At 63.6% G+C, this 21,311-nt stretch carries 22 protein-coding genes; 21 read left to right on the forward strand and 1 reads right to left on the reverse strand.

All coding sequences use genetic code 11. The annotated features are described in order from the left end of the window. The first annotated feature begins 1 nt into the window (after window position 1). The 10 genes from ligA to KM135_RS04620 all read left to right on the forward strand — a co-directional run bounded on the left by ligA (window position 2) and on the right by KM135_RS04620 (window position 8,295). Complete coding sequence (gene ligA / locus KM135_RS04575; RefSeq protein WP_221712790.1) at window positions 2-421, forward strand: protocatechuate 4,5-dioxygenase subunit alpha; 420 nt, start codon at window positions 2-4, stop codon at window positions 419-421. Between the two features lies 1 nt (window position 422). Beyond that, window positions 423-1,331, forward strand: coding sequence for a class III extradiol dioxygenase subunit beta (locus KM135_RS04580; RefSeq protein ID WP_221712791.1), 909 nt, complete (start codon window positions 423-425; stop codon window positions 1,329-1,331). Between the two features lie 145 nt (window positions 1,332-1,476). Beyond that, complete coding sequence (locus KM135_RS04585) at window positions 1,477-2,424, forward strand: Gfo/Idh/MocA family oxidoreductase (RefSeq protein ID WP_221712792.1); 948 nt, start codon at window positions 1,477-1,479, stop codon at window positions 2,422-2,424. A 180-nt stretch (window positions 2,425-2,604) separates the two neighbouring features. After that, window positions 2,605-3,129, forward strand: a complete 525-nt coding sequence (locus tag KM135_RS04590; RefSeq protein ID WP_221712793.1) for a hypothetical protein — start codon at window positions 2,605-2,607, stop codon at window positions 3,127-3,129. Window positions 3,130-3,237: 108 nt separating this feature from the next. Further along, window positions 3,238-3,618 carry a hypothetical protein gene (locus KM135_RS04595; RefSeq protein ID WP_221712794.1) on the forward strand — a complete coding sequence of 127 codons (381 nt, stop codon included), beginning with the start codon at window positions 3,238-3,240 and terminating at the stop codon, window positions 3,616-3,618. An 82-nt stretch (window positions 3,619-3,700) separates the two neighbouring features. Beyond that, window positions 3,701-4,726, forward strand: coding sequence for an aldo/keto reductase (locus KM135_RS04600; protein WP_221712795.1), 1,026 nt, complete (start codon window positions 3,701-3,703; stop codon window positions 4,724-4,726). Then, a complete protein-coding gene (locus KM135_RS04605; RefSeq protein WP_221712796.1) occupies window positions 4,726-5,160 on the forward strand; it encodes a nuclear transport factor 2 family protein in 435 nt (144 codons plus the stop codon). Before KM135_RS04600 ends, KM135_RS04605 begins: the two co-directional genes overlap by 1 nt. Next, window positions 5,157-5,603 carry an acyl-CoA thioesterase gene (locus KM135_RS04610; RefSeq protein WP_221712797.1) on the forward strand — a complete coding sequence of 149 codons (447 nt, stop codon included), beginning with the start codon at window positions 5,157-5,159 and terminating at the stop codon, window positions 5,601-5,603. The genes KM135_RS04605 and KM135_RS04610 overlap by 4 nt, the downstream gene beginning before the upstream one ends. A 192-nt stretch (window positions 5,604-5,795) precedes the next feature. Next, on the forward strand, window positions 5,796-7,046 hold the full coding sequence (locus KM135_RS04615) for an MFS transporter (RefSeq protein WP_246605740.1): 1,251 nt from the start codon (window positions 5,796-5,798) through the stop codon (window positions 7,044-7,046). A 13-nt stretch (window positions 7,047-7,059) separates the two neighbouring features. After that, complete coding sequence (locus tag KM135_RS04620) at window positions 7,060-8,295, forward strand: MFS transporter (protein ID WP_221712799.1); 1,236 nt, start codon at window positions 7,060-7,062, stop codon at window positions 8,293-8,295. Between the two features lie 163 nt (window positions 8,296-8,458). On the opposite strand, the gene KM135_RS04625 is transcribed toward KM135_RS04620, so the two are convergent. After that, entirely contained in the window at window positions 8,459-9,589 is a 1,131-nt protein-coding gene (locus tag KM135_RS04625) for a cobalamin-independent methionine synthase II family protein (RefSeq protein ID WP_221712800.1), read from the reverse strand. 229 nt (window positions 9,590-9,818) lie between these two features. Here KM135_RS04625 and KM135_RS04630 point away from each other — a divergent pair, with 229 nt between their 5' ends. The 11 genes from KM135_RS04630 (at window position 9,819) to KM135_RS04680 (ending at window position 21,251) form a co-directional block, all read left to right on the forward strand. Beyond that, entirely contained in the window at window positions 9,819-12,374 is a 2,556-nt protein-coding gene (locus KM135_RS04630; RefSeq protein ID WP_221712801.1) for a TonB-dependent receptor, read from the forward strand. A 220-nt stretch (window positions 12,375-12,594) separates the two neighbouring features. Beyond that, window positions 12,595-13,008 carry a VOC family protein gene (locus tag KM135_RS04635; protein WP_221712802.1) on the forward strand — a complete coding sequence of 138 codons (414 nt, stop codon included), beginning with the start codon at window positions 12,595-12,597 and terminating at the stop codon, window positions 13,006-13,008. Between the two features lie 25 nt (window positions 13,009-13,033). Beyond that, complete coding sequence (locus tag KM135_RS04640; protein ID WP_221712803.1) at window positions 13,034-13,999, forward strand: AraC family transcriptional regulator; 966 nt, start codon at window positions 13,034-13,036, stop codon at window positions 13,997-13,999. A 167-nt stretch (window positions 14,000-14,166) separates the two neighbouring features. Then, window positions 14,167-14,709 (forward strand): 2,4'-dihydroxyacetophenone dioxygenase family protein, encoded by a 543-nt coding sequence (locus KM135_RS04645; protein WP_221712804.1) that lies wholly within the window; start codon window positions 14,167-14,169, stop codon window positions 14,707-14,709. Window positions 14,710-14,731: 22 nt separating this feature from the next. Further along, window positions 14,732-15,271: a 2,4'-dihydroxyacetophenone dioxygenase family protein gene (locus tag KM135_RS04650; RefSeq protein WP_221712805.1), complete on the forward strand. Its 540-nt coding sequence runs from the start codon at window positions 14,732-14,734 to the stop codon at window positions 15,269-15,271. Next, a complete protein-coding gene (locus KM135_RS04655; protein ID WP_221712806.1) occupies window positions 15,268-16,101 on the forward strand; it encodes an SDR family NAD(P)-dependent oxidoreductase in 834 nt (277 codons plus the stop codon). Before KM135_RS04650 ends, KM135_RS04655 begins: the two co-directional genes overlap by 4 nt. After that, window positions 16,101-16,991, forward strand: a complete 891-nt coding sequence (locus tag KM135_RS04660) for an MBL fold metallo-hydrolase (RefSeq protein ID WP_221712807.1) — start codon at window positions 16,101-16,103, stop codon at window positions 16,989-16,991. The genes KM135_RS04655 and KM135_RS04660 overlap by 1 nt, the downstream gene beginning before the upstream one ends. A 51-nt stretch (window positions 16,992-17,042) precedes the next feature. Further along, window positions 17,043-18,161 carry an NAD(P)-dependent alcohol dehydrogenase gene (locus KM135_RS04665; protein ID WP_221712808.1) on the forward strand — a complete coding sequence of 373 codons (1,119 nt, stop codon included), beginning with the start codon at window positions 17,043-17,045 and terminating at the stop codon, window positions 18,159-18,161. 15 nt (window positions 18,162-18,176) lie between these two features. Further along, window positions 18,177-19,184, forward strand: a complete 1,008-nt coding sequence (locus tag KM135_RS04670) for an alcohol dehydrogenase catalytic domain-containing protein (RefSeq protein WP_221712809.1) — start codon at window positions 18,177-18,179, stop codon at window positions 19,182-19,184. 265 nt (window positions 19,185-19,449) lie between these two features. Further along, on the forward strand, window positions 19,450-20,922 hold the full coding sequence (locus tag KM135_RS04675; protein WP_221712810.1) for a L,D-transpeptidase family protein: 1,473 nt from the start codon (window positions 19,450-19,452) through the stop codon (window positions 20,920-20,922). Between the two features lie 2 nt (window positions 20,923-20,924). Beyond that, a complete protein-coding gene (locus KM135_RS04680; protein WP_246605741.1) occupies window positions 20,925-21,251 on the forward strand; it encodes a hypothetical protein in 327 nt (108 codons plus the stop codon). Window positions 21,252-21,311 lie beyond the last annotated feature (60 nt).

Genomic DNA, 21,311 nt, shown 5'->3' on the forward strand with positions numbered 1-21,311 from the left:
AATGACCGAGAAGAAAGAAAGAATCGACGTTCACGCCTATCTTGCCGAGTTTGAGGACATTCCCGGCACTCGCGTGTTCACGGCCCAGCGCGCGCGCAAGGGCTATCACCTGAATCAGTTCGCGATGAGCCTGATGAAGGCCGAGAACCGCGAGCGCTTCAAGGCGGACGAGAGCGCCTATCTCGACGAGTGGGACATCACGCCCGCCGCCAAGGCCGCCGTGCTGGCCCGCGACTATAACGGCATGATCGACGAGGGCGGGAATGTCTATTTCCTCTCCAAGCTGTTCTCGACCGACGGCAAGAGCTTCCAGTTCGCGGCCGGATCGATGACCGGCATGACCCAGGAAGAATATGCACAGATGATGATCGACGGCGGCCGCTCCCCGCAGGGCGTGCGCTCGATCAAGGGAGGCTACTGATATGGCACGTGTCACCACCGGCATTACGTCCAGCCACATTCCCGCGCTCGGCGCGGCGATGCAGACCGGCACCAGCGGCAATGATTATTGGGGGCCGGTGTTTAACGGCTACCAGCCGATCAAGGACTGGATCAAGCAGCCCGGCAACATGCCCGATGTCGTGATCCTCGTTTACAACGATCATGCCTCGGCATTCGACATGAACATCATCCCGACCTTCGCGATCGGTTGCGCCGAGAGCTTCAAGCCTGCCGACGAAGGCTGGGGCCCGCGCCCGGTTCCGGACGTGATCGGCCATCCGGACCTCGCCTGGCACATCGCCCAGAGCCTGATCCTCGACGAGTTCGACATGACGATCATGAACAACATGGACGTCGACCATGGCTGCACCGTGCCGCTGAGCATGATCTTCGGCGAGGTCGACAAGTGGCCGTGCAAGGTCATTCCGCTCCCGGTCAATGTCGTCACCTACCCGCCGCCGTCAGGCAAGCGCTGCTTCAACCTCGGCGACAGCATCAAGGCCGCGGTCGAGAGCTTCCCCGAGGATCTCAACGTCCATGTCTGGGGCACCGGCGGCATGAGCCACCAGCTTCAGGGCCCGCGCGCCGGCCTTATCAACAAGGAGTTCGACCTGGCCTTCATCGATCAGCTGATCGCCGACCCCGAGACGCTCAGCAAGAAACCGCATATCGAATATCTGCGCGATGCCGGATCGGAAGGCATCGAGCTGGTCATGTGGCTGATCATGCGCGGCGCGCTGGGCGAGAAGGTCAAGGACCTCTACACCTTCTATCATATCCCTGCCTCGAACACCGCGCTCGGCGCACTGATCCTCCAGCCGGAGGAAACCGCCGGCGAAGCGCTCGAGCCGCGCAAGGTGATGAGCGGGCATAGCCTCGCCAGCGCGTGATCCAACATTGCCCTCTCCCCTCGGGGAGAGGGTTGGGAGAGGGGGCCAGCGCGACATCGCACCGCCGCACTCCCTCTCACCGTTGCTCCCCCTCTCCCCAGCCCTCTCCCCCTGAAGGGGGCGAGGGAGCAGAAAGGAAAATCCCATGCGTATTGCCCTCGCTGGCGCCGGAGCCTTCGGCGAAAAGCATCTCGATGGCCTCAAGCTGATCGACGGCGTGGAGATCGTCTCGATCATTAGCCGCCGCGCCGAGCAGGCCGCGGAAGTCGCCGCCAAATATGGCGCCAGGCACAGCGGCACGGAACTGAGTGAAGCGCTCGCCCGTGACGATGTCGATGCCGTCATCCTTTGCACGCCGACCCAGCTGCATGCCGAACAGGCCATAGCCTGCATGAACGCCGGCAAGCATGTGCAGGTCGAAATCCCGCTGGCGGACAGCTGGGCGGACAGCGAGGCGGTGCTCGCCAAGCAAAAGGAAACCGGCCTCGTGTGCATGGTCGGCCATACCCGCCGGTTCAACCCGAGCCACCAGTATGTCCATAACAAGATCGTGGCGGGCGAGCTGAACATCCAGCAGATGGACGTCCAGACCTACTTCTTCCGCCGCAAGAACATGAACGCCAAGGGCGAGGCCCGCAGCTGGACGGACCATCTGCTATGGCACCATGCCGCGCACACGGTCGATCTCTTCGCCTATCAGGCCGGCAAGATCGTCCAGGCCAATGCGGTGCAGGGTCCGATCCATCCCGAGCTCGGCATCGCCATGGACATGTCGATCCAGCTGCGCAGCGAGACGGGGGCGATCTGCACGCTCTCCCTCTCGTTCAACAATGACGGCCCGCTCGGCACCTTCTTCCGCTACATCGGCGACAACGGCACCTACATCGCCCGTTACGACGATCTGGTGAACGGCAAGGAAGAGCCGATCGACCTCACCGGCGTCACCGTCTCCAACAACGGCATCGAGCTGCAGGACCGCGAGTTCATCGCCGCGATCCGCGAAGGCCGCGAGCCCAACAGCTCTGTCGCTAAGGTGCTCGATTGCTATCGTGTGCTGGGCGAGCTGGAAAAGCAGCTCGACGCTCAGGGCTGATACTGCTGGACCATCTTCGCGACATGATCGTGGAGATGGTCCGCCTCCAGCGCAGCTCGACGACGAGAACCCTGAATTCCTCGCCTCGCCGACGCGATTACGCGGGTCAATCGCGACTTTGCGAGCTGGGCATTGCGCGTTCACGCCTGACGTCCAGCGCGACATTGCCTGTGTTCGATATTGGACGAGTTTTCGCCGCCATGCGCTGAGCTGTTGGCGCTCCTATTGCGCGAGAAGCGCAAAGCGGTAAAAACCATAATCAAACATAACAAAATTATTGGGGGAACAATGGCGCATGGTCGTGTCGCGATGAGACTTTCTGTGCAATTGCGTGACGCGCTCGGCAATTATCGTATTGTCGAGGATGATGTCGTTGCGATCGGCGTGCGCCGCGACGAGGGTCGCAAGCTGGCATTGGTCCGCTCACGCCGCGAACTTGCGGAACGGATCGGCGACATCGCCCAGGCGATGGAGGCAGATGCCGAACTGAAGACCGAACCGGACAAGCAGAAGGAAATCGATCGGCTGTTCGCCGCGATGCGCTACAGCCTCGCGCTCCATCAGGCGAGCTGGCCGGCCGTGAAAATCGACGAAGATCCCGTCGCCTATCGCAATTCCGCCCTTGGCGTGAAGGAAAAATCCGACGCTTTCTGGGCTTGGTGGCAGCACAATGTCGGACTGAAAAGGGATCAGTGGGGCGCGTGATGCGTTGCACGACTGTCCCCCATGGCAGCTGCGATCATTTAGACCGGACGACAAGATGACACACCGCATTGCCCATGATCGAGGGTAAGCGCGAAGGAGAGACTGAACATGGCCATTGGTGCCGAGCTTGAGGATGCTCTGCGATCCTTTGCGATAGCCGAGCGCGATATCGTGTCGGCAGGTCAGCTGAAAGACGGCGACAACGCGATGGAACTGGTTCGCGTGCGCCGCGACCTCGTCCTGCAATTCGCCAAGGTCGGCAATGCCCTGGAGCAGGATCCCCACCTCAAGGCCAACCCCGACAAATTGACGGAAGGCACAAGGCTGTTTGCGGCCTTTCGCAGCGCGAACTCAATCAACCAGGCGAATTGGCCGGCGATCCGCGTGCGCGATGAGCGCGAGGCCTATCGCTCCGCCTCACAGCCCGTCATCGAGCGCTCGCGGGCATTCTGGGCCTGGGTCGATCAGGAGCTGGGGTTTCGGCGCTAGTTCGGCGTCCGATCCGGGCAGTCCCGTCGCATTCTCGCATCTCCACATTGATTTTTGTGCGACGCGACGACAAAGCCTGCCCATGACCTTGCCGGCCACCTCCCTCCCCACCCGCCTCCTCGGTTCCACGCCGGTTTCGGCGATCAGCTTCGGCTGCATGAACCTGTCCCACGCCTATGACGTCCCGCCCAGCGAGGAAGATGGCATCCGCGTGCTGAACCGGGCGCTGGACCTCGGCGTCACGCATCTGGACAGTGCGGCGCTCTATGGCGGTGGCGGCAGCGAACGGTTGCTGAACAAGGCCGTCGGCCATCGTCGCAAGGACTATGTCCTCGCCAGCAAATGCGTGCTCGATCAGGTCGATGGGACGCGCATCCTCGACGGGCGGCCGGAGACCATCGCTGGCTCGCTGGAGCGCTCGCTGCAGCGGCTCGGCACCGATTTCATCGACATCTATTATCTGCATCGGCTCGACATGAAGGTGCCGATCGAGGAGTCGATGGGCGCGATGGTCCGCGCCAAGGAAGCCGGCAAGATCGGCGCCATCGGCCTCTCCGAAATGTCCGCCGCGACGATGCGCCGCGCGCATGCGGTCCATCCCATCGCCGCTATGCAGTCCGAATATTCGCCCTGGGTGCGCAATCCCGAGGTCGCGGTGCTCGATGCCTGCGCGGAGCTGGGCGTCAGCTTCGTTGCCTTCTCGCCGCTGGCGCGCGGTTTCCTCTCCGGCGCCGTCACCAATGTCGACTTCGTGCCGGGCGATATCCGCATCCCGATGCCGCGCTTCCAGGAACCCAATTTCAGCGAAAATCTGAAGCTCGCGGCGCGGTTCAACGCGCTGGCAGCGGAAAACGGCCTGACGCCCGCGCAGCTCTGCCTCGCCTGGGTCCTTTCCCGCTCCCCGAACATCGTCGCCATTCCCGGCACGCGCACCATCCCGCATCTTGAGGAAAATCTCAGCGCCGCGACCGTGACGCTCTCGGCCGAAACGATCGCCACCGTTGACTCGATCTTCGCGCCGGGCGCCGTCGCCGGCCCACGCTATCCCGCACCCGTGCAGACGCAGATCGATACCGAACTTCTCCCCGAAGAGACGGAGCAGGCCTGATGGACGACCAAATCCGCCGTGCAATCGAGTGGGACTGCACGCGCCTCATCAATCTCTACATGAAGGTGAACGATGCTGGCGACTGGGATGCCGTCGCCTCGCTCTTTACCGAGGACGGCCTGCTCGCTCGCCCGACCTTGCCGGACAAGCCCTATGTCGGCCGTCAGGCGATCCTCGACGGCTTCCGCTCGCGCCCGGCCGGTATCGTGACACGCCATGTCGTCTCGAACATCGTCGTCGATGTGGAGAGCGAGACCGAGGCAAGCGCCTTCTGCGTGATGCTGCTCTATCGGGGCAAGACTACCGAGAATGGCAGCCTGCCATCCCACGATCCCGCCGATCCGCTGATCGGCACTTTCAACGACCGCCTGCGCAAGACCGCCGATGGCTGGCGGTTTGCCGAGCGCCGCGGCGGACTGGATTTTGCCCCATGAGCGACAGCACGACCGACGATTTCATCCCGTTCCTCTCGCGGCCCTATCGCATCGAATGGGGTCATTGCGATCCGGCGGGCATCGTTTATGCGCCGCGCTTCCTGGAGATGTTCGGCGAGAGCACGATCATGCTCTTCGAAAAGGCGCTCGGCGTGCGCAAGAAGGACATGCTGAGCGCGCAGGGCGTCGTCGGCTATCCTATGGTCGACGTGTCGGCGAAGTTCATGCGCCCGGCCGCTTATGGCGATGACGTCGTGCTGGAAGCCGCCGCGCCCGAGTTCGGCAATTCGAGCTTCACGATCGCGCACCGCCTGCTGAAAAACGGGCATGTCTGCGTGACCGGCATTGAGAAGCGCGTCTGGACGATCCGCGACGCCGAGCGCCCCGGCGGGATGCGCGCCGAGCGTGTGCCGGATGACGTGCGGGCGAAGTTCGCGAGCTAGGTGGCGTAGCGTCGGCTTCTAATCCGCCGTCACTCCGGGCTTGTGTGGATGAGATGTGGTTCTCCGTATCAAGCTTCGCCCGCCTCTCCCGAAACGACCACCCTCCTCAAATTGCACTGGCCAAGCGCGCTCGCCCGCGACACAAAGGGGCCAATCGATAAAGTCGGACCTTGGAGAGGGGCGCAAATGGAAATGACGCAAGGGAGCGCGGCAACCGGGACCGGTCGGCGTAGCGGTGGTTATCAGGCCTGGCTCGTCGGGCTGCTCAGCATCAATTTCGGCATCGTCTTCTTCGACCGGCAAGCGCTCAACGTGCTCATGCCGTTCGTGCAGCCGGAGCTGTCGCTCACCAACACGCAGATCGGCCTGCTGGCGAGTGCGCTCTCCTTCACTTGGGCGCTGGCGGCGTTCGGCGTCGGCAAGCTCTCGGACACGATCGGCAACCGCAAGCTATTGCTGATCCTCTCGACCCTCGGTTTCTCGGTCTGCTCCTTCGCCAGCGGCATCGCGACCAGCTTCATCCTCATGCTGTCTGCCCGCCTGCTCATGGGCGCGGCCGAGGGCGGCATCATGCCGATCAGCCACGCCATGGTGGCGACCGAGGTCGATCCGAAGCATCGCGGCCTGGCGCAAGGCATCGCGCAGAATTTCGGCTCCAACCTGCTCGGCTCGTTCATCGCGCCCGTGCTGCTTGTCTGGTTCGGGCAGGAATTCGGCTGGCGCAATGCCTTCTTCCTCGCCGGTATTCCGGGCATCGTCAGCGCCGCCATCATCTGGTTCACGCTCAAGGAGCCGCCCGCCCCGCCCAAGCCCTCGGCCGAGCATGAAGGCGAGAAATATGGCGTGATGGACGCGATGCGGAACCGCAACGTGTTCCTCTGCGTCGTGCTCGGCGTGCTGATGGTGAGCTATTTCGTGATCTGCCTCACCTTCCTGCCCATCTATCTGACCAGCATCCGCGGCTATTCGGCAATCGAGATGAGCTGGCTGATCGGGACGCTCGGCATCTCGGCGACGATCGGCAGCTTCGCGACATCGGGCCTCTCCGACCTCATCGGCCGCAAGCCGGTGATGATCGCCATGCCGCTGATCGGCGTCATCCTCCCGCTGGGTGCCATGTACTGGGCCGGGTCGGTCTGGGGCCTCGCCGCCATCTTCTTCTTCGGCTGGGGCCTCAATGGCATCTTCCCGCTGTTCATGGCGACGGTACCCTCTGAAAGCGTCGATCCGCGCCACGCGGCGACCGCGCTCGGCCTCACCATGGGCTCGGCGGAAATCCTCGGCGGCGTGTTCGCGCCCGGCATCGCCGGTGCCGCAGCAGACGCCAGCACGCTCGCCGCACCGCTCTGGATCATGATCGGCCTCACGATCGCGGGCGGGATCGTCGCGATGTTCCTCAAGGAAACGGCGCCGCGCGCTCTCGCTCGCCGTGGAGCGGCATAGGGACGCCCCCGTCATGCTTTCTCCGGCTTCGACGCCCGTGCGCCGCTCGGCTTCCTATCAGATCCTTCTGGTCGGCCTGCTGAGCCTCAATTTCGGCATCGTCTTCTTCGACCGGAATGCGCTCAACTTCCTCATGCCGTTCGTGCAGCCGGAGCTGCGGCTCACCAATACGCAGGTCGGCCTGCTGGCCAGCGCCCTCTCCTTCACCTGGGCGCTGGCCGCGTTCGGCATCGGCAAGCTTTCCGACACGCTGGGTAGCCGAAAGCGCCTGCTCATCCTCTCGACGATCGCCTTCTCGCTCTGCTCGTTCATGAGCGGCATCGCCTCGACCTTCGCGCTGCTGCTCGGCGCGCGGCTTCTCATGGGCGCGGCGGAGGGCGGCATCATGCCGATCAGCCACGCCATGATCGCCAGCGACGTCGCGCCGGAGCGACGCGGCATCGCGCAGGGCGTCGCGCAGAATCTCGGCTCCAGCCTGCTCGGTTCCTTCGCGGCGCCGGTGCTGCTCGTCGCCTTCGCCGAGGCCTTCGGCTGGCGCTCGGCCTTCTATCTGGCCGGCGTACCCGGCATCGTCAGCGCCATCCTGCTCTGGTTCCTCATCGACGAAGCCGCGCCACCGCCCAAGGCGGCGCCCGGCGCCGCGAAGACGCATGGCATCATGGACGTGCTGCTCCAGCGCAATGTCTGGGTGTGCGTCGTGCTCGGCGTCCTGCTCGTCTCCTATCTGGTGATCTGCTGGGCGTTCATGCCGCTTTTCCTCACGACTATGCGCGGCTACTCGCCGGACGTGATGGGCTGGCTGATGGGCACGCTCGGCGTCTCGGCCGCCGTGGCGAGCTTCGTCATCGCGGGCCTGTCGGACAAGATCGGGCGGCGGCCGGTAATGATCGTCATGCCGTTCGTGTCGATCATCCTACCGCTCACCGCGCTCTATTATCAAGGGCCCGCCTGGATGATGGCGCTGCTCTTCTTCATCGGCTGGTCGATGAACGGCATCTTTCCGCTGTTCATGGCGACCATCCCGTCCGAGAGCGTGGATGCGCGCCATGTCGCCACCGCCCTCGGCCTCACCATGGGCGTGGCGGAAGTGCTGGGCGGCGTGTTCGCGCCGTCGCTGGCCGGCATGGCGGCCGATGCGAGCGACCTTTCGGCGCCACTCTGGATCATGTTCGCGCTGGCGATCGCCTCGGGGCTAATCGCCTTGTTCCTCGACGAGACCGCGCCTCGCATCATCGCACGGCGTTCTTAAGTCCTCGCCCCTTTCGGGGAGAGGATACGGAGCCTTGCGAGCTTGCTCGCTAGGCGGAGTTGGAGAGGGGCTGCGACGGGCCACCCCCCTCTCCAAGCTTCGCTAGCCGCTCACGCGGCAAGCTGCGCTATCCTCTCCCCGAAAGGGGCGAGGATAAGGAAAATCACCCCCGCGCAGCCGCCAGATCGGCGCCTTCGCGCAACGCCCGGAGCTTCTTCCAGGCGACCTCGGGATCGATCTTGCCGTAGCCGGCGAACGTGCCGAAGCCGCAATCCGTGCTGGCAAGCACGCGATCGGCGCCGACGATGCCGGTGAAGCGCGCGATGCGCTGGGCGATCAACTCGGGATGCTCGACATAGTTGGAGCAGCTGTCGATAAGCCCTGGCGCCAGCACGGTGTCATCCGGCAGCTTCGCATCGCGCCAGACCGTCCATTCATGCTCGTGCCGGGGATTGGCAGCCTCGAACAGCAGGATCGCAGGCCGCGCTTTCAGGATGACGGGCAGTATCTTGGCGAGATCGATGTCGTGATCGTGCGGGCCTTCATAATTGCCCCAGCAGATGTGCATGCGCAGCCGATCGCGCGGCAGGCCGGCAGTCGCGGCATTCAATGCCTCGACATTGGCCTCGGCGACCTTGACGAATTCCTCGTCGGTCAGATCCTGATAGCCGGTGTGCCGCGACATGGCCAAATCGGGACAATCGAGCTGCAAATCGAAGCCCGCCGCGATGATCGCTTCATATTCCGGCCGCATCGCCGTTACCAGATCGGCGAGATAGGCCTCGTGGCTCGGATAAAAAGCATTGGGCTGGAACGCCGTGATGAGCCCAGGCGACGCCGCATTCATGAAGCCGCGCTTGCCCTGCCCCGCTTGCGACAGCGCCGCCCGGAAGCGACGAATGTCGTCAAGGCACGGCTCGAGCGTGCGCAGCCTCACCGGCGCAATGCAGGAGGCCCGCGTGAACTCCTGATCGCCCATGATCGCCGCGAGCTTGCGCCGCAGGTCGGGATAGGGCGCGAGGTCGAGCGCCGGCTTGCGCGCCGTATGGCCGCCAAAGCCCGTCAGCCTTTCAATCACATAGGTCGAGTAGCCGATCTTGCCGAGTTCCCCGTCCGAAACGATGTCGACGCCTTCAGCGACCTGACGCGCGACGCTTTGCGTGATCGCGGCCTGCGTGACCGCCTCGAATTCAGCCGCGTCATAAGGCTCGCCATGATCGCGCGCGAGCAACAGGGGGACCAGGTCCCCACCCCGTGGCAAACTTCCCACATGGGTGGTGGCAACAAATGTCATCGGCTCTCTCCTTCCGATAGATGGTTGCGAATCGTATGATAAGCTGGCTCAGAGACACTTCTCTCCGATATAAAGCAACTTGACTTTGCTCGTTTCATTGTGTGAAATCGTCTTTCCGAACACGGGCGTGTTACTTACTAGACACACCCACCCGTGCTAGGGGCAACAATAGTCGGCGGGTAACCCTGTGGGGGCACGAATATTACGCCGGCACCAGGAGGAGAGAGATATGCGCGTGCAATTCACGCTTACGACAGCCGTGTTCGCCCTAGCCGCAGCGCTCGCAGCGCCGGCCATTGCCCAGAACGAAACATCAGCGCCGCAAGAGGCCGATGCCGGGGAAACCCAGGACATCGTCGTCACTGCCCAGTTCCGCGAAACACGCCTGCAGGACACGCCGATCGCCATCACTGCGGTCAACGGCGCCATGCTTGAAGCCCGCGGCCAGACGAACATCGCTCAGGTCGCCGCACAGGCCCCGAACGTGTCGCTCCGCCCGCAGGGGCAAGGCGGCGGCTCTGGCCTTATCGCGTTCATCCGCGGCGTCGGCCAGGTCGATTTCAACTATGCTCTGGATCCGGGCGTCGGCGTCTATGTTGACGATGTCTATATTCCGACGCTGTCCAGCTCGCTGCTTGAGCTGATCGATCTTGACCGCGTCGAGATCCTGCGTGGCCCGCAAGGCACGCTCGCAGGCAAGAACGCCATCGGCGGCGCCATCAAATTGTTCAGCGCCAAGCCGCGGGGCGACAACTCGGGCATGCTGCGCGTCGAATATGGCTCGTACAATGAGATCAGCGTGCGCGGCATGATGGATTTCGCCATCACCGATAACCTCTCGATGCGTGTCTCCGGCATGGGCCGCGGGCGTGACGGCTATGTCGCCATGCTCGACTATGGCCAGACGCATCCCAATTCGAACGTGCCCCAGAACAACACGCGCGGAAGCGGCAACTCCGACTATGCGACGATGGGCGGCCAGAACATCATCGCGGCCCGTGCCGCGCTACGCTGGGAGCCGACCAGCGCCCTCGAAATCAATATTTCCGGCGACTACACGCGGGAAAAATCGGAAGCGATTCCGACCGTCCTTCTGGCCGCAGGCGCGATCTGCTCTGCGCCGGCTTGCACCAACTTCAACCCGGCATCCGTCGGCAATTCTTTCTCCGTGAATGGCAGCGGGGCGCCCGTCTACACCAACCCCTGGCTGGTCGGTAAGAACGGCCAGGCCGTGAACATGAGCTGCGCCTTCGTACCGGCAGGCAAATTTGGGTGCGACACGGGCGGCGACCTGCTGGGCTGGGATCCGCGTTTCGTCAGCTATTCGAACTTCATGGATGCCATGGCACCCAACGCACAGGCGCCCTACAAGCCCTATTTCGCTCTGCCCATCACCGAATTCCAGGGCTGGGGCGTGCACGGCACCCTGAACTACGACATCAACGACAATCTGGAGTTCGTCTACATCGGCTCCTATCGCAAGTATGAGTCTAAGTTCGGCCAGGACCAGGATGCGACACCGATCCCGGTCGCGCAACTCGACAACCAGTTGAACCACCATGCGTTCACGTCGGAAATCCGCCTCAACTTCTCGGCCGGCGATGGCATGCTGGACGGTACGGTCGGCGGCTTCTACCTCGATCAGGAAGGCGTCTACACTGCCCGCGTCGATCTGAACTATGTCGCGCCGGCCACCATCGACTTCCTACATGGCCCGGACACGACGCCCAGCAACACCAAGGCGCTGTTCGCGACCGCGACCGTTCGCCCGGTCGAGGGACTCAGCATCACCGGCGGCATCCGCTATACGAAGGACAAGAAGGACTACACCTACTTCCGTCGGAACCCGGATGGCACTCGTCCGGATGCTGGATGCGCAATCGGCGGTCTGTTCGGGGCTCCCAACTGCCTGCTGGCGGGCATCTATGGGATTACCGGTAGTTTCGAGGGCGATCGCTGGGATTGGCGAATCGTTGGCGACTATCGCTTCTCCGAGCAGTTCCTAGCCTACGCATCGGTCTCGACGGGCTTCAAGGGCGGCGGCGTCAATCCGCGTCCGTTCGTTGCCGACCAGCGTCTGCCGTTCAATCCGGAAACGCTCACCACCTACGAAGTCGGCTTCAAGGCCGACCTCTTCGACCGCAAATGGCGCCTGAACGGTGCGATGTTCCTGAACAAGTATCAGAACATCATTCTCGCCAAGGTCCGCTGCGTTGAATCGGTGCTGCAGACGCCCTGTCTGCGTCCGGACAATATCGGTGCGGCCGACGTGAAGGGCTTTGAGCTCGAGTCGACCTTCCGTCCGATCGATGGCCTGACCATCGACGGCAGCCTCGCCTATCTCGACTTCAAGTACACCTCGGCGGCCATTGGTGGCTTCCTGGTCTCGGGCAAGGATGCGCAGGGCAATCCGGTGGTCGGCGCCGTTCCCGCGACCGCTATCACGCCCTATACGCCGAAGTGGACCTGGAGCACGGGCGTTCAGTACGACTACGTCACCGACATGGGCACGTTCACCGCACGTGTGGATGGCTCGTATCAGGGCAAACTCTTCACCAACGCCGAAAACACCGATTGGGGCACGATCAAGGGCCGATTCCTTGCGAACGGTCAGATTTCGTGGCGCGATGGTGATGGCGACTGGAAGGTTACGCTCGAAGTCAAGAACCTGACGGACAAGTATTATTTCACGACCGTCAGCGACGTCACGACCTCGCTGGGCCTCGTGAGCGGCGTGCCCGGCCTGCCGCGGACCTGGCTGCTCGGCGTGACGCGCAACTTCTAAGAAGTGCGCAAGAAATAACAGGAGAGGACGGGAGGGGCCGGACGAAAGTCCGGCCCCTTTCCTTTTGGCGCAGCGATGAAATCTCCTCGATTTCCGACGCGGAATCGATACGCTTCGTGCTAAGGAAAGGCTTGATCTGGCGGCACGCAACTGCATACTATGATAGGTATAATGCCGGATCGACATGCCCTGCCCGGCCGCACAGGACCAGGATTGCCTCATGCTCATCAAACGCCTCGATCACGTCAATATCCGCACCCGCGATCTGCCGCCGGTCGTCGCCTTCTATCGCGACATAATGGAGCTGGAGGAACGCGATCCCCCACCCAATCTCGACAGGACGATGGTGCGCTGGATGTACGACCACAAGGACGATCCGATCGTCCACATCTCGACGCCCGGTGCCCTCAGCGAGCATGGCCAGTATGACAATATCACCGGCACGACCGGCGGCCTCGATCATGTCGCCTATCAATGCTTCGGCATCGAGCCGTTGCGCGAGCGACTGAAGAAGTTCAACGTCCCCTGGCGCGAGAACCGGGTAGAGGTGATCAAGATGACGCAGGTGTTCATCCACGACCCGACCGGCGTCCAGATCGAGCTCAACGTGTTCGACGAAGATCCGGACGCCTAGCGTCGTCCGATTCGGCACATCGAAAATGAGCCCGCCACATTCCTTATCGACGGTCGAGCGGTTTTCGACTCCCTTCTTCTCCGCCAAGGCCAATTTGCGGCTGTGGAATGAAGTCGCCGAGATCAGCTCGGCAGGCCTGACGATTGATGCGGCGAGCGCCGGTTTTCGGGGCGACCTCTATCGGTGGCGGCTCGGCGACATCACTTTGCTCTGGCCACACGCCACCGAAAGCGTGGTGCGCCGGCGGCCCACCACGGGCGGCGAAGAACGTCTCCTCGTCCATCTTCAGGGACGCGGCGAATGCCTGCAGCAGCAGGGAGCGCGGCAATGCCGCCTGCGGCCAGGCGATCTTTCGCTTTGCACCTCCGAACTTCCCTCGGAATTGCGGACGACCACGCATGACATGCTGGTCATCGATCTGCCGACACGCCACCTGCAGGGGCGCGTCACGAATCTCGATCACTATCTTGCCCGCATCTTCCCGAGCCATTCCCCTTCGGTGCAGGCCTTTCGACGGTTCCTGACCAGCACCTGGCAGGATGGCATCGCCGCGAACGCCCAGGCCAATGCGGCCTGGCAACATGAGCTGCATCAATGCATCGTCAGCATGCTCGTGCTCATCCTGCGAGGGGCGGATCATGATGTCCCCGCTCCGTCGGGATTCGATCGGATCGCGCGGATCGTGGGAACCCGTTTTCACGATCCCGCGCTGTCGGGGCAGGCAATTGCCGACGAGTTGGGCGTCTCGCTCCGCACGGTGCAAATGTGGCTGGCGGCAAACGGATGGACGCCGCGAGACTATGTGGCCGCTCGCCGGATGGAGGCAGCCGCCCAGATGCTCGTCACATCGCCGCAGACATCGATTTCTGCAATCGCCTTCGATTGCGGCTTTGAGGACATCGCCCATTTCAGCCGTTCTTTCCGACGGCATTTCGGCATGCCGCCACGGCAATGGCGCATAACAGGAGGGGCTCCGGTTTCTGCGCATTGATCCAAGGCGGTTGCGCGTGATGACAAGCGCGTCGCAACACGTCGGACTAATATGACTTGGCAGGTCGATAGGGAAAACGGCCATCGACACTGTGTTTGTTAGTGAAAGACAGAGATGTCCCGTCCGGTGCGACATTCGCCAGACAGGACAAGAAGGAGAGAGATCGCATGAACAAGGAAACGCGGATGACTGCGCCTCCCAGCCAGGAGCGCAAGATCGTCAAGGTGCCGGAACTCTTCCCGGACCTTATCGCCAAGCATGCCTTTGCCGGTCGCTTCGTCCATTATGACGAGACGGACAGTCCCTGGGTGCCCTTCGGCGAGAATGCCGCCATCAAGCATCTGCTCTTCGACACGCGCCACAATATCTATTCTAACATCCTGTGGATGAAAGGCCCGAGCGTCGTCGGCACTCACAAGCATCGCGGCTATGTGGTCATGATGTGCCTCGAGGGCAGCGTCCATTATCTGGAGTATGACTGGCTCGCGACGCCCGGCTGCTTCATCTACGAGACGCCCGGCGAGGCCCATACACTCGTCACCGATCATCCCGACGGCTGCAAGCTGTTCGGCTGGATGCAGGGGCCGAACGAGTTCTACGACAGCGACGGCAATATGGTCATGACTGCGGACGTCTGGTGGTTCATGGATCATTATGAGAGCTACTGCCGCGCGAACGACATTCCGATCAATCCGCAGCTCTATCTCTGAACCAGCCCGGCAAAGGATCGTCATGGCCAGTGAACCGCTCAGCGCTCCGCCTTCCGGAGCGTACAAGATCGTCGCCGTTCCGGAAATTCACCGCGAGGTCGTCGATCGCTATGTCCGCCCGGGCTCCTATGTCGGCAGTTCGGAAGCCGAGAGTCCGTGGGTGCCGTTCGGCGACAATGCCGCCATCCGCCACCTCGCCTTCGACGTGCGGCAGAATGTCTATGCCAACATCCTCTGGATCAAGTCGCCCGGCGTCATCGGCACCCACAAGCATCGCGGCATGGTCTGGGCGATCGGGCTGGAAGGCACGTTCCGCTATCTCGAATATGACTGGCTCTGCCATCCCGGCGAATTCATCACCGAATTTCCCGGCCATGCGCACACGCTCGTTACCGATGAACCCGATGGCATGAAGGCCTTCTTCTGGATGCAGGGCGCCAACGAGTTTTACGACGATCAGGGCAACCACGTCGAGACGCTCGACGTCTGGTGGTTCATCAACCACTATGAGACCTACTGCCGGGAGAACGGTCTGCCCATCAACAAGGAGCTTTACCTGTGAGCAGCACGCCCAAAGCCCTCGAACAGTTCGACATCGCCGGCCGCAGCGCGATCGTGACCGGTGCGGCCTCGGGCATCGGCCTTGCCTATGCCGAGACGATGGCGGAGGCCGGCGCCAAGGTGACGCTGACCGACGTGGATCCCGCGGCCGCCGAGCGCGAAGCGGCCCGCTTGCGCTCGGAAGGCTATGAGGCCCGCGCCGACCAGCTCGATGTGCGTGATCGCACGCGCACGCGCGAAGTCTTCGACGCGCATGAGGCGGCCTATGGCGGCCTCGACATCGCCTTCGCCAATGCCGGCCTCGGCCTCGGCCCCGGCTTCTGGAATCCGAACGGTTATCGCGATCCCGATGGCCAGATCGACACCTACAATCCCGAAATGTGGGACACGATCATCGCGATCAACCTGACCGGCGCCTACAACACGATGCGCGAAGCGGCGCGGCTGATGAAGAAGGGCGGCAAGCCCGGCTCGATCATCGCCACCTCGTCCAACGCGGCGGTGGTCTGCGAGCCGATCGTGCCGATGCCCTATATGCCGTCCAAGGCGGGGGTCAGCCACATGGTCAAGCACATGGCGTTCGAACTCGGCGAGTACAAGATCCGCGTCAACGCGATCCTGCCCGGCCCCTTCGCGACCAACATCGCCGATGGTTCGCTCAAGGACCCGGTCGTGCGCAAGGCCTGGGACGATTCCACGCTGATGGGCAAGATCGGCGATCCGCACCAGCTCAAGCCACTGGCGCTGTATCTTGCCTCTGACGCATCGAGCTATGTGACCGGCGCGCAAATGCTGATCGACGGCGGCATGGCATTGGGGAGATTTGGCTAATGTTACGTTCTTTTCTGACGCTGATCGCACTGCTTGCCATGTCGCCGCTCAGGGCGCAGCAGGAGGCGCCCAAGCCGCTCGAGGTCGAGGTTCTGCGAACCGGACCCGGCTCGCTGCACGTCAACATCGCCCTCATCAAGGGCGAGCGCGACGCTGTTCTCGTCGATGCGCCGTTCACCAGCGCGGACGCTCACCGCGTCGTCGCCATGGTGCTCGAAAGCGGGAAGCGGCTGACCCATGTATTCGTGACACACGACCATCCCGATCACTTCTTCGCCATGGAGGTGATCCAGGATGCATTCCCCGACGCCCGGATCGTGGCTCATCCGGTTGTGGTGGCCGATATCTGGCGCTCCCTCCCTTTCAAGGTGAAGCGCTGGGGTCCGCTGCTCGGACGCAACGGCCCCATCCATCCGAGCGCGCCGACGCCGCTCGCGGGCGACACGATCCTGCTCGAAGGCCATGAGCTGAAGGTGCTGGGTCCGATGGCCGGCGATCATGTTCACGCGACCGCGCTCTGGGCGCCGTCGATCCAGGCGCTCTTCCCAGGGGATCTGGTCTTCAACCAGATGCATCTCTGGCTGGGCGAACACGACCCGTCGAATATCGTCGCCTGGGGCAAGGCGCTGGACGGTCTCGCCGCGCTCAAGCCGCGGATCGTCGTCGCGGGTCACAGTCGGCCCGGATTGCCCAACGACATGACCGGGCTGACGTTCACCCAGAGCTACATCGCCGCCTGGCCGAAGCTCGTCGCGCAGTCGAAGGATTCAGCGGACCTGCGCAGTCGTGTCCAGAAGAGTTTCCCCGATGCCATCGACGCGCTCGACAACTTCATCCTCGGCAATTCTTCCAAGGTCGCGATGAAGGAAGAACCCAAATGGACGGAATGAGGGCGCAATAACCTCAGCCACCGCGCGACGCCATCTGACCAGGAGAGAGCAATGACCACCCAAGCCCAGGCCGCCATTTGCTATGGCAGCGAAAAGCCCTTTTCGATCGAGGACATCCGTCTCGACGATCCCCGCGATGACGAAGTTCTGGTGCGCATCGTGGCCTGCGGCGTCTGCCACACGGACATGGCAGTGCGCGATCAGCACATCCCCGTCCCCCTCCCCGCCATTCTTGGTCATGAAGGCGCGGGCGTGGTCGAGAAGGTCGGCTCCGCCGTCACGCATGTGAAGCCCGGCGATCGGGTGATCATGAGCTTTGACAGCTGCGGCCATTGCCCGAGCTGCGACATTCACAAGCCGACCTATTGCTACAATTTCTTTCCGTACAACTGGATCGGCACGCGCGCCGACGGCAGCCCGACGGCATATCAGGGCGGCACCCCGCTCAATGCCAATTTCTTCGGCCAGTCGTCTTTCGCGACCTACGCGATCGCGCATGCCAGCAACACCGCCCGCGTGCCGGACAGCGCGGCACATCTTTCAATGGAAACGCTCGCGCCGCTCGGCTGCGGCCTGATGACCGGCGCTGGCGCCGTGCTGCGCAGCATGGCCGTGCGAAAGGGGCTTCCGATCGCCGTGTTCGGCACGGGCGCAGTCGGCCTCGGCGCGATCATGGCCGCGAAGATCGCGGGCGCGAACCCGATCATCGCCGTCGATATTCACGACAGCCGCCTCGCCCTCGCCAAGGAGCTCGGCGCGACGCACACGATCAACGACAAGAGCCAGAACGCGGTAGACGAAATCCGCGCGCTCTGCCCGCAGGGCCTCGGCTATGCGTTCGACACGACGGGCATCAACAAGATCATCGAGCAGGCTTTCTCCCTGCTCGCCCCGCTCGGCATCGTCGGCATCGTCGGCGCGTCTGCACCGGGCGACATGCTGACCTTCGACGAGTCCAATTTCATGGGTGGCGGGCGCCGTGTCATGGGCATTCTCGGCGGCGATTCCGACATTCACGGCTTCCTGCCCGAACTGATCGAGCATCACATGGCCGGCCGCTTCCCGCACGACAAGCTCATCAAGACCTATCCTTTCGATGCGATCAACGAGGCCTTCCATGCCGGCGAAAGCGGCGAAGTGGTAAAGCCCGTGCTCCTCATGCCCAGCTGAACGGGACCGATCCCCATGCGCGCCGCTATCATGCAAGGGCTGCACAAGCCCCTCCTCGTCGACACCCTGCCCGATCCGATGCCCGGCGCCGGCGAGCTGGTGATCAAGGTAGGCCGCTGCGGCATTTGCGGATCGGACCTGCACATGACCGAGGACTCCGGATACGGCAAAGGCCCCGGCACGGTGCTTGGCCACGAGTTCGCGGGCGAAGTTGTCGCGCTCGGCAGCGGCGTCGAGGGGCTCAGGACGGGCGACCTTGTCTCGGTCAGCCCGCTCAAGAGCTGCGGCCAGTGCAGCGCCTGTCAGGCCGGCGAAGTCGCCTGGTGCAGCCAATTCGGCTTGCAGGAAGGCGGCTATGCCGAGTTCGCCATCACCCGGCCGAACCAGTGCATTAAGCTGCCGCAGCAGCTCAGCCTGGCCGATGGCGCGATCGTCGAGCCGCTCGCCGTCGCGCGGCACGGTGTCACGCTCTCCGGCATCAAGCCGGGCGACAAGATACTGATCCTCGGCGCGGGGCCGATCGGCCTTGCCGTCGCCTATTGGGCACGCCGTGCGGGTGCCTCCCGCGTCGTCCTGCAGGACATTGCCGACTGGCAGCGCCAGCGCGCGCTGGAGATGGGCGCGAGCGATTTCATCGTGGACCGAGAAGACCCGGTCGGCGCGGCCACCCGCGCACTCGGCGGCCTTGCCGACATCGTCTTCGAGTGCGTCGGCATCCCCGGCCTCATCGCGCAAGCCGTGCAGCAAGTCCGCCCGCGCGGCACGATCCTGCTGCTGGGCCTCTGCAACATGCCCGACACGTTCAACAGCTTCGCGATGCTCTCCAAGGAAATCCGCCTCGTCACCTCCGCCTTCTTCACGCGCGGGGAATATGAGGCGTCGCTCGACGCGCTGGAGCGCGGCTCGCTGGAGCCCCGGTCCCTCGTGACCGACACGATCAGCCTCGCCCAGACGCCGGACGTGTTCGAGAGCCTCAAGAAGCGCACCCATCAGTGCAAGGTGATGATCGCGCCTGCGGACTGAGGCCGAGGGACTGACGGGTAAGATGCAGACCTGTAGCCCCTCCTCTTCAGAAGAGGGGGTTGGGGTGGTGCTGGGCTTGTCTGACGATCGCTGAACAAACGATGCTGCGCATCGCCATCCCCCCTCCCCTTTTCCGAAGAGGAGGGGCGATAACAACCGCTCTTACGCAATCCCGACCTCAAAACCGCGCAACTCGACCACTCTTTTCGCCGCCCAATCGCAAACAGGATTTGAACCCGCCCCCAGTCGCAGCTAGTCCCGTCACATGTCCCTTCGTAAAGTACGACTGGCCGTCACTGCCGCCCTGGCCATCGCGCCGGGTGGGTTGCTGGCCGAGCCGGTCTCCATCCTGCCGCCGGCGCTTCCGCAGCAGCCACAACCGCAGCCCCCCTCCACACAGCCGCCGCAAGTCCCGCCGCCGGTCCTGATCGTCCCGCAGCTTCAAATCCCGTTGCCGCAGCTCAGCGCCACGCAGACCGCTTTCCTGCGCGGCTGGCTGGCCGATGGCGCGCGTCAGGGCCTCACCAGCAGCACGACGCAGGGGGACGCCGCGCTTTCCGGAGACGCCCTCGCCCGCGCGGCTCTGGACCGCGCCAGCGCGCTGCATCGCGGCCGCGTGGACACGGCCGATTTCCTCCAGGTCTGGGCGCTGCGCCCGGCCGCCTATGATCCGCTGCCCGGCTTCCTCGCGGCCGTGAAGGACGATCGCCTGCCGCAATGGGCCGCCGGCCTCACCCCCCGCTATGCGGGCTATGAGGGCCTGCGCCAGGGCCTCGCCAGATATGAAAAAATTCGCGATTCCGGCGGCTGGCCTACGCTCACCGCCAAGTCCACCGCCCCCGAAATTCGCCAGCGCCTGCGCATCGAGGACGATGCCGTCACTGACAAGGAGCCGATCACGGCCGCGATCCAGCGCGCCCAGCGCCGCTATGGGCTGGAGCCCACCGGAACGCTCGGCGTCCGCACTCTCGCCGCGCTCAACACGCCGGTCGGCGCACGCATCGGCGCGATCATGGCCAATATGGAGCGCTGGCGCTGGCTCCCGGCGGACCTGCCCGTCAACCGCGTGCAGGTGAACATCGCGGCGGCCGTGCTGACCGTATTCGAGGGTGACAAGCCGATCGCTTCCATGCGCGCCGTGACGGGTAGCCCCGGCAACGAAACGCCGATGCTCGTCTCGAACATCCATTCGATCGTCGTCAATCCGCCATGGAACGTGCCCACGTCCATCGCCAAGCGCGAGCTTTGGCCCAAGGGGCGCGGCACGCTGCTGGCGCAGGGCTACAAGATCCTCAAGACGCCGGACGGCGGCGAGCGGATCGTCCAGCCCGCCGGGCCGAACAGCGCGCTGGGCCGACTCAAGTTCGATTTCGACAATCCCTTCGCGGTCTATCTGCACGACACGCCGCTGCGGGGCCGCTTCACCAGCTATGACCGGCTGGCCAGCCACGGCTGCGTCCGTCTCGAAAAGCCGATCCCGCTCGCCGAGCTCATGGTGCAGGACGATCCCGCGCTCGCCGGGCGCATCCAGACCCTGATCGACACTGGCAAGACCCAGCGCGTCACCCTGCCCAGCGAGGTCGCGGTCTATCTGCTTTACTGGACGGCTTTCTCCAGCGCCAACGGCACCATGAATTTCCGCGACGATCCCTATGGCTGGGACAAGCTGCTCGCGGCCAAGATCGATGCGTCCACGCGGCGCGCACAAGCGGTCGTCACCGCATCACGGGAACCCTGAACATGACTTTGAAATGGACTATCGCGCTCGCCGCCACATTCGTACTAGCCGGCTGCAACGGAGAACCGGACAAGCAGCCGGTCAACGATACAAACCTGTCGGACGAAGTGCCGCTCAACAGCATCCCGCCCGAAACCATGCCGACGCCCGCCAATGCGGCTCCGGTCGAGAACAAAGTGGCGCCACCGGAATTCTCCGACGAACAGCAGATCCAGGACGATGCCGAGGCGACCGGCATGACCAGCCGTTTGCCGGATGAGTCCGCGGCGCCGGACGGCGGCGCGCAGGACCATGCCGGCCATGGCTCGGGCAATGCGGCGTCAAACTAGGGCGGGCGCGCACATGCGATCGGCAGAAATTAAGGCTTCTCACTGAAAAGCTGACTTTCG

The sequence above is a fragment of the Sphingobium xanthum genome, assembly GCF_019737615.1.
Taxonomy (GTDB): domain Bacteria; phylum Pseudomonadota; class Alphaproteobacteria; order Sphingomonadales; family Sphingomonadaceae; genus Sphingobium; species Sphingobium xanthum.

Excerpts from the sequence above, each read along its gene's own strand:
- ligA (WP_221712790.1), top strand. The coding sequence starts at position 2 with ATGACCGAGAAGAAAGAAAGAATCGACGTTCACGCCTATCTTGCCGAG.
- KM135_RS04580 (WP_221712791.1), top strand. The coding sequence starts at position 423 with ATGGCACGTGTCACCACCGGCATTACGTCCAGCCACATTCCCGCGCTC.
- KM135_RS04585 (WP_221712792.1), top strand. The coding sequence starts at position 1,477 with ATGCGTATTGCCCTCGCTGGCGCCGGAGCCTTCGGCGAAAAGCATCTC.
- KM135_RS04595 (WP_221712794.1), top strand. The coding sequence starts at position 3,238 with ATGGCCATTGGTGCCGAGCTTGAGGATGCTCTGCGATCCTTTGCGATA.
- KM135_RS04600 (WP_221712795.1), top strand. The coding sequence starts at position 3,701 with ATGACCTTGCCGGCCACCTCCCTCCCCACCCGCCTCCTCGGTTCCACG.
- KM135_RS04605 (WP_221712796.1), top strand. The coding sequence starts at position 4,726 with ATGGACGACCAAATCCGCCGTGCAATCGAGTGGGACTGCACGCGCCTC.
- KM135_RS04610 (WP_221712797.1), top strand. The coding sequence starts at position 5,157 with ATGAGCGACAGCACGACCGACGATTTCATCCCGTTCCTCTCGCGGCCC.
- KM135_RS04615 (WP_246605740.1), top strand. The coding sequence starts at position 5,796 with ATGACGCAAGGGAGCGCGGCAACCGGGACCGGTCGGCGTAGCGGTGGT.
- KM135_RS04620 (WP_221712799.1), top strand. The coding sequence starts at position 7,060 with ATGCTTTCTCCGGCTTCGACGCCCGTGCGCCGCTCGGCTTCCTATCAG.
- KM135_RS04625 (WP_221712800.1), bottom strand. The coding sequence starts at position 9,589 with ATGACATTTGTTGCCACCACCCATGTGGGAAGTTTGCCACGGGGTGGG.
- KM135_RS04630 (WP_221712801.1), top strand. The coding sequence starts at position 9,819 with ATGCGCGTGCAATTCACGCTTACGACAGCCGTGTTCGCCCTAGCCGCA.
- KM135_RS04635 (WP_221712802.1), top strand. The coding sequence starts at position 12,595 with ATGCTCATCAAACGCCTCGATCACGTCAATATCCGCACCCGCGATCTG.
- KM135_RS04640 (WP_221712803.1), top strand. The coding sequence starts at position 13,034 with ATGAGCCCGCCACATTCCTTATCGACGGTCGAGCGGTTTTCGACTCCC.
- KM135_RS04645 (WP_221712804.1), top strand. The coding sequence starts at position 14,167 with ATGAACAAGGAAACGCGGATGACTGCGCCTCCCAGCCAGGAGCGCAAG.
- KM135_RS04650 (WP_221712805.1), top strand. The coding sequence starts at position 14,732 with ATGGCCAGTGAACCGCTCAGCGCTCCGCCTTCCGGAGCGTACAAGATC.
- KM135_RS04660 (WP_221712807.1), top strand. The coding sequence starts at position 16,101 with ATGTTACGTTCTTTTCTGACGCTGATCGCACTGCTTGCCATGTCGCCG.
- KM135_RS04665 (WP_221712808.1), top strand. The coding sequence starts at position 17,043 with ATGACCACCCAAGCCCAGGCCGCCATTTGCTATGGCAGCGAAAAGCCC.
- KM135_RS04670 (WP_221712809.1), top strand. The coding sequence starts at position 18,177 with ATGCGCGCCGCTATCATGCAAGGGCTGCACAAGCCCCTCCTCGTCGAC.
- KM135_RS04675 (WP_221712810.1), top strand. The coding sequence starts at position 19,450 with ATGTCCCTTCGTAAAGTACGACTGGCCGTCACTGCCGCCCTGGCCATC.
- KM135_RS04680 (WP_246605741.1), top strand. The coding sequence starts at position 20,925 with ATGACTTTGAAATGGACTATCGCGCTCGCCGCCACATTCGTACTAGCC.